This window comes from Sorangium sp. So ce385 (genome assembly GCF_051474135.1).
Classification (GTDB): domain Bacteria; phylum Myxococcota_A; class Polyangia; order Polyangiales; family Polyangiaceae; genus Sorangium; species Sorangium cellulosum_D.
On the sequence record NZ_CP150337.1, the window covers coordinates 836230 to 850379 of the forward strand.

The 14150-nt window shown below is 73.3% G+C and carries 9 protein-coding genes; 5 read left to right on the top strand and 4 right to left on the bottom strand.

Features of this window, described 5'->3' with window-relative positions; all coding sequences use genetic code 11:
- Nucleotides 1–8 precede the first annotated feature (8 nt).
- Together WME83_RS03175 and WME83_RS03180 are read left to right on the top strand one after the other, a co-directional pair.
- A complete protein-coding gene (locus WME83_RS03175) occupies nucleotides 9–1220 on the top strand; it encodes a thiolase family protein (RefSeq protein WP_437317785.1) in 1212 nt (403 codons plus the stop codon).
- 131 nt (nucleotides 1221–1351) lie between these two features.
- The gene (locus WME83_RS03180; RefSeq protein WP_437317786.1) at nucleotides 1352–1921 is read left to right on the top strand and encodes a peptidylprolyl isomerase; all 570 of its coding nucleotides are present in this window, start codon (nucleotides 1352–1354) and stop codon (nucleotides 1919–1921) included.
- Nucleotides 1922–1988: 67 nt separating this feature from the next.
- On the opposite strand, the gene WME83_RS03185 is transcribed toward WME83_RS03180, so the two are convergent.
- The 3 genes from WME83_RS03185 to WME83_RS03195 all read right to left on the bottom strand — a co-directional run bounded on the left by WME83_RS03185 (nucleotide 1989) and on the right by WME83_RS03195 (nucleotide 5993).
- Nucleotides 1989–3062 carry a hypothetical protein gene (locus tag WME83_RS03185; protein WP_437317787.1) on the bottom strand — a complete coding sequence of 358 codons (1074 nt, stop codon included), beginning with the start codon at nucleotides 3060–3062 and terminating at the stop codon, nucleotides 1989–1991.
- 163 nt (nucleotides 3063–3225) lie between these two features.
- Nucleotides 3226–4404: a CHAD domain-containing protein gene (locus tag WME83_RS03190; protein ID WP_437317788.1), complete on the bottom strand. Its 1179-nt coding sequence runs from the start codon at nucleotides 4402–4404 to the stop codon at nucleotides 3226–3228.
- Entirely contained in the window at nucleotides 4401–5993 is a 1593-nt protein-coding gene (locus WME83_RS03195) for a ribonuclease J (RefSeq protein ID WP_437317789.1), read from the bottom strand. Before WME83_RS03195 ends, WME83_RS03190 begins: the two co-directional genes overlap by 4 nt.
- Before the next feature lie 432 nt (nucleotides 5994–6425).
- Here WME83_RS03195 and sppA point away from each other — a divergent pair, with 432 nt between their 5' ends.
- From sppA to WME83_RS03210, 3 genes are all read left to right on the top strand, one after another.
- Nucleotides 6426–8213, top strand: coding sequence for a signal peptide peptidase SppA (sppA, locus tag WME83_RS03200; protein ID WP_437317790.1), 1788 nt, complete (start codon nucleotides 6426–6428; stop codon nucleotides 8211–8213).
- Nucleotides 8214–8778: 565 nt separating this feature from the next.
- Nucleotides 8779–12144: a vitamin B12-dependent ribonucleotide reductase gene (locus WME83_RS03205; protein ID WP_437317791.1), complete on the top strand. Its 3366-nt coding sequence runs from the start codon at nucleotides 8779–8781 to the stop codon at nucleotides 12142–12144.
- A gap of 470 nt (nucleotides 12145–12614) precedes the next feature.
- A complete protein-coding gene (locus WME83_RS03210) occupies nucleotides 12615–13115 on the top strand; it encodes a hypothetical protein (protein WP_437317792.1) in 501 nt (166 codons plus the stop codon).
- A gap of 45 nt (nucleotides 13116–13160) precedes the next feature.
- Here the strand turns inward: WME83_RS03210 and thiL are convergent, their stop codons facing one another.
- The gene (gene thiL, locus WME83_RS03215) at nucleotides 13161–14150 is read right to left on the bottom strand and encodes a thiamine-phosphate kinase (protein WP_437317793.1); all 990 of its coding nucleotides are present in this window, start codon (nucleotides 14148–14150) and stop codon (nucleotides 13161–13163) included.

Below are 14150 nucleotides of genomic sequence, written 5' to 3' on the forward strand. Positions count from 1 at the left end.
CTCTCCTCATGGCTGCTGCCCTGCGCCCTGTCTTCGTCGTCGACGCCGTCCGCACCCCGATCGCACGTTACGCCGGCGCCCTGGCGACGGTCCGCCCGGACGACCTCGCGGCGCACGTCCTCGAGGCGCTCGTGCGCCGCCAGCCCTCGCTCGCGCCGCGCCTCGACCAGGTCGTCCTCGGCGCGACGAACCAGGCCGGAGAGGACAACCGCAACGTCGCGCGCATGGCCGCCCTGCTCGCCGGCCTCCCTTACGAGGTCCCGGGCGTCACGGTGAACCGCCTCTGCGGCTCGGGGCTCGAAGCGGTGGCCGACGCCGCGCGCATGATCGCCACCGGCGAGGCCGACTGCGTGATCGCCGGCGGCGTCGAGAGCATGACGCGCGCGCCGTTCACGATGCCCAAGCAGGCCGAGCGCTTCGAGCGGAGCGCGCCGACGGTCTACGATACGACCCTCGGCTGGCGCTACCCGAACCCGAGGATGGCCGCGCGGTTCGAGCTCCAGTCCATGGGCGAGACCGCCGAGAACGTGGCCAAGAAGCACGGCGTCAGCCGCGAGGATCAGGATCGGTTCGCGCTCCTGTCCCACGAGCGCGCCACGCTCGCGTGGGAGTCGGGCGGGTTCGCCGCCGAGGTCGTCCCGGTCCCCGTCCCCCAGAAGAAGGGCGCGCCCGTCCTGTTCGAGCGCGACGAGTCCGTGCGCGCCGACGCCTCGCTCGAGGCGCTGTCGAAGCTGAAGCCCGCCTTCCGCGAGGGCGGGACGGTGACCGCGGGCAACGCCTCGCCCCTCAACGACGGCGCGGCCGCGCTCCTGCTCGCCTCGGGCGACGCCGTGCAGTCCACCGGGGCGACGCCGCTCGCGCGCGTGGTCGCGACCGCGACCGCGGGGGTGGATCCCAACCTCATGGGCGAGGGGCCGATCCCCGCCGTGAAGAAGCTGCTCCAGCGGACCGGGCTGCGCGTGCCCAACGTGGACGTCTTCGAGCTCAACGAGGCGTTCGCGGCGCAGGCGCTCGCGTGCTCGCGCGCGCTGGAGCTCGATCCGGCGCGCGTCAACGTCCGGGGCGGGGCGATCGCGCTCGGGCACCCGATCGGCTGCTCGGGCGCGCGCATCGCGTGCACGCTCGTGCATGCGATGCGCGCGCGCGGCGCCAAGGTCGGGGTCGCTTCGCTGTGCATCGGCGTGGGCCAGGGCATCGCGACGCTGTTCGAGCGCGCCTGAGGCGATTTCGCCGCTCGTCCGCGGCGCCAGATGCGATAAGACCGCCGTACCAGGACGCAGGAGGGGGGCTCGCGGCCCTCCTCCCTCGGCTGACGGCGCCGCCTCGGCGGCAAAGAACAGGAGAAGGCCCGATGGAGTTCCCCCCGATCAATGTGCCCGGCACCGGCCAGCTTCACGCTCGACTGAAGACCTCGCTCGGTGAGATCACCATCCGCCTCGAGGAGCAGCGCGCCCCGAACACCGTCAAGAACTTCGTCGGCCTCGCCACGGGCGCGATCAACTGGACCGATCCGACGACGGGCAAGGGGATGCAGGGGACGCCCTGTTACGACGGCGTCCGCTTCCACCGCGTCATCTCGGGGTTCATGATCCAGTGCGGCGATCCGCTCTCGCGCTACCCGGAGAAGGCGCCGCTCTGGGGCACGGGCGGCCCGGGCTACAAGTTCGCCGACGAGTTCAACCCCGAGCTGCGGCACGACGGCCCCGGCGTGCTCTCCATGGCGAACTCCGGCAAGAACACGAACGGCGCGCAGTGGTTCATCACCGAGGGGCCGACGCCGCACCTCGACAACCGGCACTCGGTGTTCGGCAAGGTCGTGAGCGGGCTGGACGTCGTGAACCGCATCGCCAACGTTGCGACCACGCGCGACCGGCCGAACCAGGACGTCGTCCTCGAGCGCGTCGAGATCTTCCGGCAGTAGCCGCGCCGAGCGCCGCGCGATCGCGCCGAGCGCCGCGCGATCGCGCCGAGCGGCGCGCGGCGCTCGTTCAGCGGGCGCAGCAGACGGTGATCTTGTCGTCGCCTTCCTCGACCTCGCCTCGAGGGTCGCCGCCGCGCGGCTGGCAGCTGCCGGTTCCGGTCACCTCGATCGACACCGAGGCGGCGGCGGGCGGATCGTCGACGCAGGCCCCGTTGAACGGCACGGTCTCGATGGGCTCCCGACAGCGGGTCTCCCCGAAGAGCGCCAGCGTCGCCGCGCAGCGCACGCCGTCCGCGTCGCACGTGCACTGCGTGCAGCCGCGGTTGTCGACCATCGAGCTCGCGAACACGTGCCGCTCGCCGAACTCCTCGGGGCAGCGCCGCTCCCCCTCGCGCCAGATGCAGACGCCCTGCTCGAACGGCGCGTCGACCTCTCGCGGGGCGCAGGCCTCGCCCGCGTCACATCCGCCGGCGTCCGGCCCGGGGGCGCACACGAGCCCCTCGATGCCGAAGCGCGGCGGCGGCAACGTCGGCTCGCCGCCCGACGCGGCGCACGTCGCCGAATCCACGTCGGGGGCGTCGGCGCTGTAGCTGCCGGGCTGGAAGTCGCGGAGGTTGATGCAGTTCTCCGACTCGACCGGCAGCGTCACGCTCGCCCCGTCACACCCCTCGTCCCCATACACGGTGACCGCCGGACGCTCGCACGCCACGTCCGGCGCGCCGCACGAGCACGGGCTGCAGGTCGCGGGCGCGTCGACCGGATCGCGGCCGCCCACGTCCACCCGCGTGGAGAAGCCCGCAGGACAGGCGACGTCCGCGGCCTCGGGGCCCTGGTACAGGAGGCCGGGCCCCTGCCAGTCCTCGGGCACGGCGACGCACGCGAACCCGCCGCAGTCGTCGTCGGCGCAGTCGACCGCGCCGTCGCCGTCGTCGTCGTCGCCGTTCGAGCACTGCTCGCCGCCGCCGCCGCCGCTGCTCGTGGTGCTCGCGGTCGTCGTCTGGCCGCCGCCGTTGCCGCCGGAGCCGCTCCCGGACGACTGCGGGAAGAGCTCGGGCTCGAACTGATCGAAGTCCTGGGTGCAGGCGCTCGCCGCGAGGAGAGCGACGATCGCGGTGACGCTTTGGACGGCAGAGCGGCGCAACACGACCTCCTGGATCGGCGAGCTTCGCCTCGATGAAGGCAGCCACGGCGACGGTATCACGACCGCCCGCCATCATGGCGAGCTCCGCGGTCGGCGAGGCTCGGCGCCCGTCCGCGGCCGTCTTGCTGCGGCGCTCCTTGCTGCACCGCGCCCGCGCGCCGCGTCACCCCGGCGGGGGCGCCGCAGGCGCGTCGGACCAGAGCGACGCGAGCGTCTCGAGCTCCTGCGCGAGCTCTTCCGTCGCCTTGCCCGCGAGCCGCGCCCGCTCGGCGCCGAGCGCCTCGACGACGGCGGCGCGATCGTCGGGGGACAGCTCCGCCGCCTTCGTCATCTGCGCGAGCGCCTCGTCGACGTCGTGCAGCTGGCCGAGGCGGCGCTGCAGGCGTGACGCCGATTTGGCGGTGCGCTCGGCGCGCTCTCCGAAGAGCGGCGAGAACGTCTCCGCGGAGTAGCGCAGCCGCTTGAAGCGGATCCGGAGCGCGTGCATGGCCGCGCCGTCGCTCGGATCGCTCGCCGCGAGCGCGCGCACGTCCGCCAGGGCATCGCGGATCGCCCGCCGCGCGAGCGCCTCGGCGCCGCGCTTCTTCGCCTTCTTGCGCGAGATGCGCCGCTCGAGGCGCGCGAGGTACGGCTCCAGCCGGAGCCGCTTGCCCACCACGGGCGCGCCGGCCCGCGGCTCGCCCGCGTCGCCCACCACGGGCGCGCCTGCCCGCGGCTCGTCCGCCTCGCCCGCCGGCGGCGCGTCGGCCCGCGGCTCATCCCCGTCGCCCGCCGGCGCATCGGCTTTCGGCGCACCTTTGTCGACCGGACGATCCCGCCGGAGCAGCTCGACGATGTGGGCCCTCGCCTCGTGCTCGCGGCGCGAGCGCTGCGCGACCCATCCGGCGACGGCCGCCCGTGGCGCCTCGCCCAGCTCGAGCGCGGTGAGCGTCTCGCGCAGCACCTCCTCGTCGCGCAGCGTCCCGGTCGCCCGCGCGAACTCCCGCAGCCCGTCGGCGATGGGGCGGATCCGCTTCTTGCCGTAGATGCGTCGCGCCGGCTTGAGCAGCGTCCGGAGCCGGCGGAGCGACACCCGGAAGTCGTGCACCGCTTCCTCGTCCGGCTCGGCGCCGTGCGCGCTCGTGGCGACCACGCGCCGCGCATCGGCGCGCACGCTCTCGATGTGGGTGAGCAGCACCGGACCCAGGAAGTCCCGCGCCGAGAGCTTCGCCCCGCCGCCGCCCGCCGGCGGGGCGCTCCCCTCACCACCGCCTTGCGGCGGCGCGCTCCCCTCGCCACCGCCTTGCGGCGGCGCGCTCCCCTCGCCACCGCCTTGCGGCGTGCTCCCCTCGACCGGCGTCACAGCCGCGTGAGCGCCACCGTCACCAGCGGTCGCCTCCCGAGCTTCGCCTCGAGCGTCCGGCGCGCTGCGAGCCGGGCGACCTCGATGATGTCGTTGTCCCGGCGCCGCGCGCGCGGCTCGCAGTCGTTCACCGCCTGCGCGACCGCGCGCGCCGCGGCCCTCAGCGCGCCGCCCTCGAGCTCCCCGGTGACCCCGCGGGCGACGACCTGCGGCGGCGCCGCGAGCGCCCCGTGCACGTCGACGACCAGCGACACGAAGGCCACCCCGGAGCGACCGAGGTTCGCGCGCTCCCGGAGGATCTCCTCGCCGAGCTCCTCGCCCCCCGCCGTCGCCACCCGGCCGGTCACGGCCCGGCCGCTCCGGCCGAGCGGCTGCGTCTTGCCGATCTCCACGACGTGGCCGTTCTCGGCCACGAGCACCTCGGCCACGCCGCGCTCCCGCGCCAGCGCCGCGTGCCGCGTCAGGTGGTGCAGCGCGCCGTGCACGGGGAGGAAGCTGCGCGGCTGGGTGAGATCGATCATGCGCTCCTGCTCTGTCCGGTGCGCGTGCCCGCTCGCGTGCACGCGCCGATCCGTCGACCACGTCACGAGCTCGACGCCGAGGCGGAGCAACCCGGCCATCATATCGACGACCGGGCGGTCGTTGCCAGGGATGACGCGGCTCGAGAGCACGACCCGATCCCCCTCTTCGAGGCGCAGCAGCGGGTGCGTCCCCGACGCAAACCGCGTCAGGGTGGAGGCCCGCTCGGCCTGGGTGCCGCTCGCGACCACGAGGAGCCGCTCGCGCGGCATGGAGGAGGCGACCTCGGGCGGGACGAGCAGGTCGCTCGGCCACGGGAGCCGCCCCACGGCCTGCGCGGCGCGCACGTGCGTCTGCACGCTGCGGCCGAGGAGGCAGATCTTGCGGCGCGCGCGGACCGCGGCCTGACCGAGGGCGAGCAGGCGCTGGACGTTGGAGGCGAAGACGCCGACCACGACGCGCGCCGGCGCGGTCTCGACGAGCTCCGCGAGCGCGTGGGCGACGTCGCGCTCGCTCCCCGCCTCGCCGGGCGAGTCCACGTTCGTGCTGTCGGACAGGAGCAGCCGGACCCCGGCGTCGCCGAGCGCGCGGAAGCGGGCCTCGTCGGTCGGCTCGTTGTCGAGCGGCGTCGGGTCCAGCTTGAAGTCCCCGGTGTGGACGACGAGCCCCGCGGCCGTCTGGATCGCCAGCGCCGTGGCGTCGACGATGGAGTGCGTCACCCGGAGCGGCTCCACGACGAAGCCGCCGATCGCGACCTCGCGCCCGACCTGCGTCGGCAGGAGCCGCACCTTGTCCTCGAGCGCGTGCTCGGCGAGCCGGTAGCGCACGAGCTCCAGCGCGTGCGGCGGGCCCCAGACGGGGACGTCGAGGTGGCGCAGGAGGAAGGGCAGCCCGCCGATGTGGTCCTCGTGGCCGTGCGTCAGCACGACGCCGCGCACCCGCTCGCGCAGCGCGAGCACGTGATCGAAGCGCGGGTGGTACACGTCGACGCCAAGGTCCGAGCTCGGGAACGTCACCCCGCAGTCGATGAGCAGCACGCCATCGGCCTGCTCGAGCGCGAGACAGTTCATCCCGACCTCGCCGAGCCCTCCGAGAGGCACGAGCCGCAGGGTGGACGGGGCTGGCGGGGGGAGCTGGCTCGGGGCGGGGGCGCTCTGCTCGGGATGCACGTTCGATGAAGGGGGTCTGCCACCCAGGGCGCCGGAGGCCTACGGCCCGCGGCTTGCTGAGCTGGTCTGTAAGAGAGAGGACGACTTCTTCAAGACCTAACCGACATCGGCTCGCCGTCCCCTTCGAAACTTCGAGCGACAGTGTAGCCACAGGGTGGCCCCTTGCGTCACGCTCTCTCTTTCTCGTCGCGGCGCGAGGCCTGGGGCCGCCGGCCTCGCCGGGGTCGCGCCGCGCGGTCCGGTCCCAGCGCACCTTGCCTTCTCCGCCGTCTCACCGCCGCCCGATGTCGGACCCCGAGCCGCCTTTCCCCTGAACGTTCCGAGGAGCCACCGGTGATCGCTGCCCTGCTCGTCAATCTCCTCCGCCTGCTGCTGCTCCCGGTGAGCGCGCTTCGCTGGGCGTTTGCTGCACCACGGGGCGGGTATGTCGTCCTCGAAATCGACGGCCGGGTGGTCGACCTCCAGCCGCCCCGGGTCCGCCTCGCCCTCTGGTGGCGTCCTCGGAAGAGGGCTCCGCTCTCGGTGGAGCGCGTCCGGGAGCTCGGCAAGCACCTGATGAAGGACCCGCGCCCGGCGGGGCTGCTGCTCCGGATGCGATCGGTCCACGCGGGGCCCGCGGTGCTCGCCTCGCTGCGGGACGCGCTCCTCGAGATCCGCGCGGGGGGCAAGGACATCGTGGCGTACCTGCCGATGGGCGCCGACAACGCGATGCTCCTGCTCGCCTCGGCGGCGCGCGCCGTCGTCGTCGGGCCCGAGACGCTGGTCTCGCCGCTCGGGTTCGCGGTGGAGGGCCGCTACGTGCGCCGCGCGCTGGAGCGCGCCGGCGTCGAGCCCGAGGTGTTCGCGAAGGGCATGTACAAGAACGCCGGCGAGGTGCTCGTGCGCGACACGATGAGCCCCGCGCAGCGCGAGCAGGTCGGCGCCCTGCTCGACGCGCGCCTCGGCGACCTCGTCGCGGCGCTCGCCCAGGGGCGCCGCGTCGATCGCGAGACGGCCGCGCGCTGGATCGACGAGGCCCCCTACGGCGCGGAGCAGGCCGTGGCGCGGGGCATCATCGACGCGGTCGCGTACGAGGACGAGCTCGAGCACATGCTCGCGACGGGGCTGCTCCCCGGCACGACCGCGCCGCGCCGCGCCCAGGTCAGCGCCTCGGGCTCCGCGGGCGAGGGGGCCCTCGCGTCCGGGCGGCACGGGAGGGCCCGCCTCGTGGCGGCGGGCCGCTACCTGCGCGCGCGGCGCGCGCTCTCGCTGCGGCCGATGCTGCCGCGGCCCATCATCGGCGTCGTCGAGGTGCACGGCGCGATCGTCAGCCGCGCCCGCTTCCGGGGCGCCTCGCTCGCCAGCGAGGAGCGGCTCGTCGCGAGCCTGCGCGCGGCGCGGCAGAACCCGCGCATCCGGGGGGTCATCCTCCACATCGACTCGCCGGGCGGGTCTGCGCTCGCGTCCGACCGCATCCACCACGAGGTCACGCGGCTCGCCGAGGTGAAGCCGGTCGTGGCGTGCATGTCGAACGTGGCGGCGAGCGGCGGCTACTACGTGGCGGCGGCGGCGCACGCGATCGTCGCGCAGCCGCAGACGATCACGGGGAGCATCGGCGTGGTGTCGGCGCGCTTCGCGCTCGGCCCGTTGCTCGAGCGGCTCGGCGTCTCGACCGACGTCGTGAAGCGCGGCGCGCGGGCCGACCTGTTCTCCCCGTCGCGCAAGCTCGACGCGGGGGAGCGGGCGGTGATGGAGCGCGAGCTCGACGCGATCTACGCGACGTTCCTCCGGGTGGTCGCGCGCGGGCGACGGCGTCCGGTCGAGGAGATCGAGCCGCTCGCGCAGGGGCGCGTCTACAGCGGCGCCGAGGCGCAGGCGCGCGGGCTCGTCGACATGCTCGGCGGGTTCGAGCGGGCGCTCCACGAGCTGCGCCAGATGATCGGGCCGAAGGCGGCGGCCATCGAGCCGGCGATCGTGCGCGCGTCGCGGTACATCCCGCCGCCGCCGCTGCTGCCGGCGCCGGTGCCGACGCTGCTCGAGCTCGTCGGGCTGCGCGGGGTCGCCGAGGAGGTGACGCTCGCGATCCACTGCCAGGGGGAGCGGGTGCTCGCGTACTGCGCGGAAGCGACGGAGCTCGACTAGAGCAGCGACGGCTGCGGGAGGTGTGGGCGCGCCCGCGCTCCCACACCTCGCCCGGCTCTCCGGATTCATTGAATCCCCTTCCGGACGGCGTCGGATTTTTGCGGGGGAAAGCTGTGCGTAATCTGTGCGCCCGGTGGGTAGCACCTGTTCAGAACTGATCAGAGATCGCGACGAATCCCGCGCCGAACGGACGAGACGCTATATGTGGGCCCTGTTCGGCCCGGGATACCAAGATGTAGCGGTTCTCCTTGACGCACGGGCCCTTCGCGGGTTTGACTAGCTGGCGGTCAGGCGCTCCCGAATGTCGGCGCACGCCTTTCAGGCATGGCACCTGGACCTATGCTCACTGGCCGGAAGCCGGAACGTTTGAGCAGGTAGCAGGGGAGAAGCAACGGGACCTGTGGAGATCCGAGGCGAACAAGCCTCAGGTGTTCTCCCGGGAACTATTTGTGCTTTCGGTACGATCCGAGTCACCGACCGGTGCGGTGGCTTACAGGAGGACTTGGAGATGGCCCAGTCGGCAGTTGTGGGTGACGGCGGTAAGCTACCCGCCGGGAACGGGAAGATGACGGCGCGGACGAAGGAAGATGCGGGGGCCCGTCCGGTGACCGGCGGGGCTGCCAGGGCGCAGGTCAACGGCGCGGCTGCGACGAAGGCCGCGAAGAAGGGGGCCTCGCGCCCGCGTGGGCTCGGGTTCGAGCGGCGGTTCACCCACCGCGGCGTGGACCCGCTCGACGAGGTCACCTGGGAGCGCCGCTCGAGCGTCATCACCAACCCCGACGGCTCGGTCGTCTTCAAGATGGAAGGGGCCGAGATCCCCGCCGGCTGGTCGCAGCTCGCGACCGACATCGTCGTCTCCAAGTACTTCCGCAAGGCAGGGATCCACGGCAAGAAGGAGCTCGGCGAGACCAGCGTCCGCCAGGTCGTCCACCGGCTCGCGCGCACCATCCGCGAGGCGGGCGAGCACTTCGGCGGCTACTTCTCCTCCACGAAGGACGCGGACACCTTCGAGGCCGAGCTCGCGTACCTGCTCGTCCACCAGTACGGCGCGTTCAACTCGCCCGTGTGGTTCAACTGCGGGCTCTACCACCGCTACGGCATCGAGGGGTCGGGCGGCAACTACGCCTGGAACGAGGCCTCGGCCGACGCGGGGAACGGGAGCGCCGTCGGGAAGGGCGCGTCCACGAGCCGGGCGAACGGGGCGGGCGCGGTCGACGAGATCGTCGAGACCCGGAACGCGTACGAGCGACCGCAGTGCTCCGCGTGCTTCATCCAGGCGGTCGAGGACGACCTGATGAGCATCTACGACCTCGTCAAGGCCGAGGCCCGGCTGTTCAAGTACGGGTCGGGGACGGGGACGAACTTCAGCGCGATCCGCGGGAAGCAGGAGAAGCTCTCGGGCGGCGGGACGAGCTCGGGGCTCATGAGCTTCCTCGAGGTGTTCGACCGCGCCGCCGGCGCCACCAAGAGCGGCGGCACGACGCGGCGCGCCGCCAAGATGGTCTGCCTCGACATGGACCACCCGGAGATCGTCGACTTCATCCAGTGGAAGGTCCGCGAGGAGAAGAAGGCGATGGCCCTCATCGCCGCGGGGTACCCCTCCGACTTCAACGGCGAGGCGTACCACACGGTGAGCGGGCAGAACTCGAACAACTCCGTGCGCGTGAGCGACGACTTCATGCGCGCGGCGGCGACGGGCGCGCCTTGGGAGACGCGCTCCCGGACCACCGGTGAGGTCGTCGACACCCTGAGCGCCAAGGACCTCTGGCGCCAGATCGCCGAGGCGGCGTGGGGCTGCGCCGACCCGGGGGTGCAGTACGACACGACCATCAACCGCTGGCACACGTGCCCGAACACGGCGCGCATCAACGCCTCGAACCCGTGCTCCGAGTACATGTTCCTCGACGACTCGGCCTGCAACCTGTCGAGCCTCAACCTCACCCGGTTCCTCCGCGAGGACGGCTCGTTCGACATCGAGGGCTACCGCCACGCGGTGCGGGTGTTCTTCGTCGCGCAGGAGATCCTCGTCGACTTCTCGGCGTACCCCACCCGGAGCATCGCGAAGAACTCGCACGACTACCGCCCGCTCGGGCTCGGCTACGCGAACCTCGGCACCCTGCTCATGCTGCAGGGCATCCCGTACGACTCCGACCAGGGCCGCGCGGTCGCGGGCGCGCTCACCGCGATCCTGTGCGGCCACGCGTACCGGGTCTCGGCCGAGATGGCCGCGGCGAAGGGGCCGTTCGCCGGGTTCGCGAAGAACCGCGAGCCGATGCTCCGGGTGATGGGCATGCACCGCGACGCCGCCTACGCGATCGATCGCGACCGCTGCCCGGAGTCGCTCTGGCGGGCGGCGTGCGCCGACTGGGACGAGGCGGTGCGGCTCGGGCAGGAGCACGGCTACCGCAACGCCCAGGCGACCGTGCTCGCCCCGACCGGCACCATCGGCCTGCTGATGGACTGCGACACGACGGGCATCGAGCCCGACTTCTCGCTCGTGAAGTTCAAGAAGCTCGCCGGCGGCGGCTATTTCAAGATCGTGAACCAGTCCGTCCCCGAGGCGCTCCGGCGGCTCGGCTACCCCGAGGCCGAGGTGCAGGAGATCGTCGCCTACGTCTCCGGCACGAACACCCTCCTGGCGGCGCCGCACGTGAACCGCGCCTCGCTCAAGGCGCGGGGGCTCACGAATGACGACCTCGCGAAGGTCGAGGCCGCCATCCCCGGCGTCTTCGATCTCGATCTCGCCTTCGGCCCGTGGATCCTCGGCGAGGAGACCTACGACCGGCTCGGCGTCTCCAAGGAGTCGCGGGCGCGCTTCGGCTTCTCGCTGCTCCAGCACCTCGGCTTCTCGCCCGCGGAGATCGAGGAGGCGAACGAGACGATCATCGGCCGCATGACGGTCGAGGGGGCGCCGCACCTGCGCGAGGAGCACTACGCGGTGTTCGACTGCGCCAACCGTTGCGGCAAGAAGGGCCGGCGCTTCCTCGCGCCGATGGCGCACGTCCGGATGATGGCCGCGGCGCAGCCGTTCCTGTCCGGCGCGATCTCGAAGACCGTGAACCTGCCGAACGACGCGACGGTCGAGGAGGTGCAGCGGATCTACGAGGAGGGGTGGCGCCTCGGGCTCAAGGCGGTCGCGCTCTACCGCGACGGCTGCAAGGCGTCGCAGCCGCTCTCGTCGACCTCCAGCTCGAGCGACGGCAAGGCGGACGCCAAGGGCAAGGCGGACAAGGCGGACAAGGCCGAGATCGCCGGGCCCGTGCTCCAGGCGGCGACGGCGCTGGCGCGCCCGCGCTCGCCCTCGGCGGCGGCGCCCGAGCGGTTCCGCCTGCCCAGGAAGCGCAAGGGCTTCACGCAGGAGGCGCGCGTCGGCGGGCACAAGATCTACCTCCGCACCGGCGAGTACGACGACGGGACGCTCGGCGAGATCTTCATCGACCTCCACAAGGAGGGGGCCGCGTTCCGCTCGATGATGAACTGCTTCGCGATGGCGGTGTCGATCGGGCTCCAGTACGGCGTGCCGCTCGAGACGTTCGTCGAGCAGTACACCTTCACCCGGTTCGAGCCGCAGGGCGTGGTCGAGGGGCACGACTACGTGAAGTTCTCGACCTCGATCGTGGACTACCTCTTCCGCGTGCTCGGGGTCGAGTACCTGAACCGCTACGATCTCGCCCACGTGCAGCCGGTCACCTCGGCCATGGAGGATCCGGTCGAGTCGCGGGCCCAGGAGAGCGGCGTGGCGTCGTTCACGCAGGGCGCCTCGGCGTCGGCGGTGCTCGACGGCGGGGGGCGGGCGGCGAGCGCGCTCGACGCGCAGCTCGAGGACATGATGGGCGACGCGCCGGTCTGCGACGGCTGCGGGCACATCACCGTGCGCAACGGGGCCTGCTACAAGTGCCTCAACTGCGGCAACAGCATGGGTTGCAGCTGAAGAGCGACGGGCGGGGGTGGGGGTGATGCGGGAGGGGCTGGCGGGGGGCCCCTCCCACGAACTCGCGCCTTTTGGTGGCTATGGCCTCGTGAACCGGTGAGCGGGGGCTGGAAGGCCCCGCTGCGCTGAAGGCCGGCGCTCGGATTCGTGGGGCCCTACCCCCGCCAGCCCCTCCCGCATCACCCCCACCCCCGCCGACCCGAGGGGGGAAGGGGGGCGAGGAGCGATCGCCGGGACGATCGCAGACGGTGGGCGGTCAACATGGACCGCTGGGGGATCGCTGACGGTGATGGTGCTCGTTGGCCGCTGACGGTGACGATGATCACCGGCGGCGCTCGTCGACGGATCACGATGAGCGCTCAGCCGTGGCGGAGGTCGTGCTGCGCGGGAGGTCTGCGGGGACGTCCGGACGCGGTTCTACTTTGTCAGCCCGATGGCTGTGCTCCGCGAAGCTTTGTAGAAGACGACGCATGATCCGGTCGCGCTCGTCCATGGCCTTCGTCGTCCTCACCTGCGGCATCCTGTCCAGCGCCTGCCAGAAAGAAGAAGCAGCGCCGGAGACGATCCCCGCGCCCGCGCAAACGGTCGCGCCGGTGGCCGCCGATCCGGTGCCCGCTGCGACGCCGGATCCGACGCCCGCTGCAACCCAGGAGCCCTCCGCAGCGGCCTCCGCCGAGCCCGCGGCCGCCGCCGCCGATGCAGACGCGGGGACGGCGACGGCCGAGGCCGAGCCGGCGGCGGGGACATCCCGCGGCGGAGGCGCCTCCATCCAGGCGTGCTGCACGGCGCTCCACGCCGTCGCCACAAAGTCGGGCAAGTCGCCGGAGGCCAAGTCGAAGGCGGCGACGGCATCCCATCTCTGCGCCGGGATCGAGAAGCTCGTGAAGAGCGGGAAGACCCCGCGCGCGAAGGCGCTCACCCAGATCCGAGCGAGCCTCGGCGGAACCACGCCGCCCGCCGAGTGCAACTGAGCCAGGGCGGTCGGGAGGACGTTAGGCCCGCGCCCGGCAAGCGGCTCAGGCGAAGTGGTCGTACCCCCGCGCCACGAGGCTCGTGAGCTGCCCGTCCGGGCCGAGCAGCGCCACGTCGCTCGCGCCCTCCTCCCGCGGCGCGCAGCGGCCGATCGCCACGAAGCCGGGGAGCGCCCCGACGTCGGGGCCCGCGACCGCCACCGCGTAGTCCTCGCCGCCGTAGAGCGCGAGCTCCAGCGCATCGGCGCCGAGCAGCGCGGCGGCCTCGCGGAGCTCGGCGCCCACGAGCGCCCCGGGGTCGAGCAACACGCGCACGCCGCTCGCGGCCGCGAGGTGCGCGAGATCCGCGGCGAGGCCGTCGGAGATGTCGATCGCCGCGCGGGCGACCGCGGCCGCGCGGAGGCCCGCCTCGATGCGCGCCTCCGGCCGGCGGAACGCCCGGAGCGCCGGGGCGGCCGCCGCGCCGGCCAGCGAGACGCGCCGATCGAGCAGCGCGAACCCCGCCGCGGCGAGGCCGACCGGCCCCGCCAGCGCGACCACGTCGCCGGGGCGCGCGCCGTCGCGCCGGAGCGGCGCGGCCGCGACGCCGAGCGCCGTCGTGGTGATCGAGATCTCTCCGCCCCGCGAGAGATTGCCGCCGACGATCGCCGCGCCGATCTCGTCGCACGCGGCGCGCTGGCCCGCGGCGATGGCGCCGAGATCGTCGTCGCTCACGTCCGGAGGCAACACCAGCGCGGCGAGCAGGCCGAGCGGGCGCGCCCCCATCGCGGCGAGATCGCTCGCCGCGGCCATCGTCGCCCGGTAGCCGAGGTCCTCGAAGCTCAGGAGATCGCGCCGGAAATGCACGCCCTCGACCGCGCTGTCGACCGTCCAGACGAGCGGCGCCGCGCCGCCAGGGAGCGCCCCGCCCTGCGGGGCCACGGGCGCGAGGATCGCGGCGTCGTCGCCGATGCCGCAGAGCACGTGCTCGCCCGCCGCGCCGCCGAGCACGGCGCGCAGCAGCGCGATGCGCGTCCACTCGGAGCGCCCGCTCAT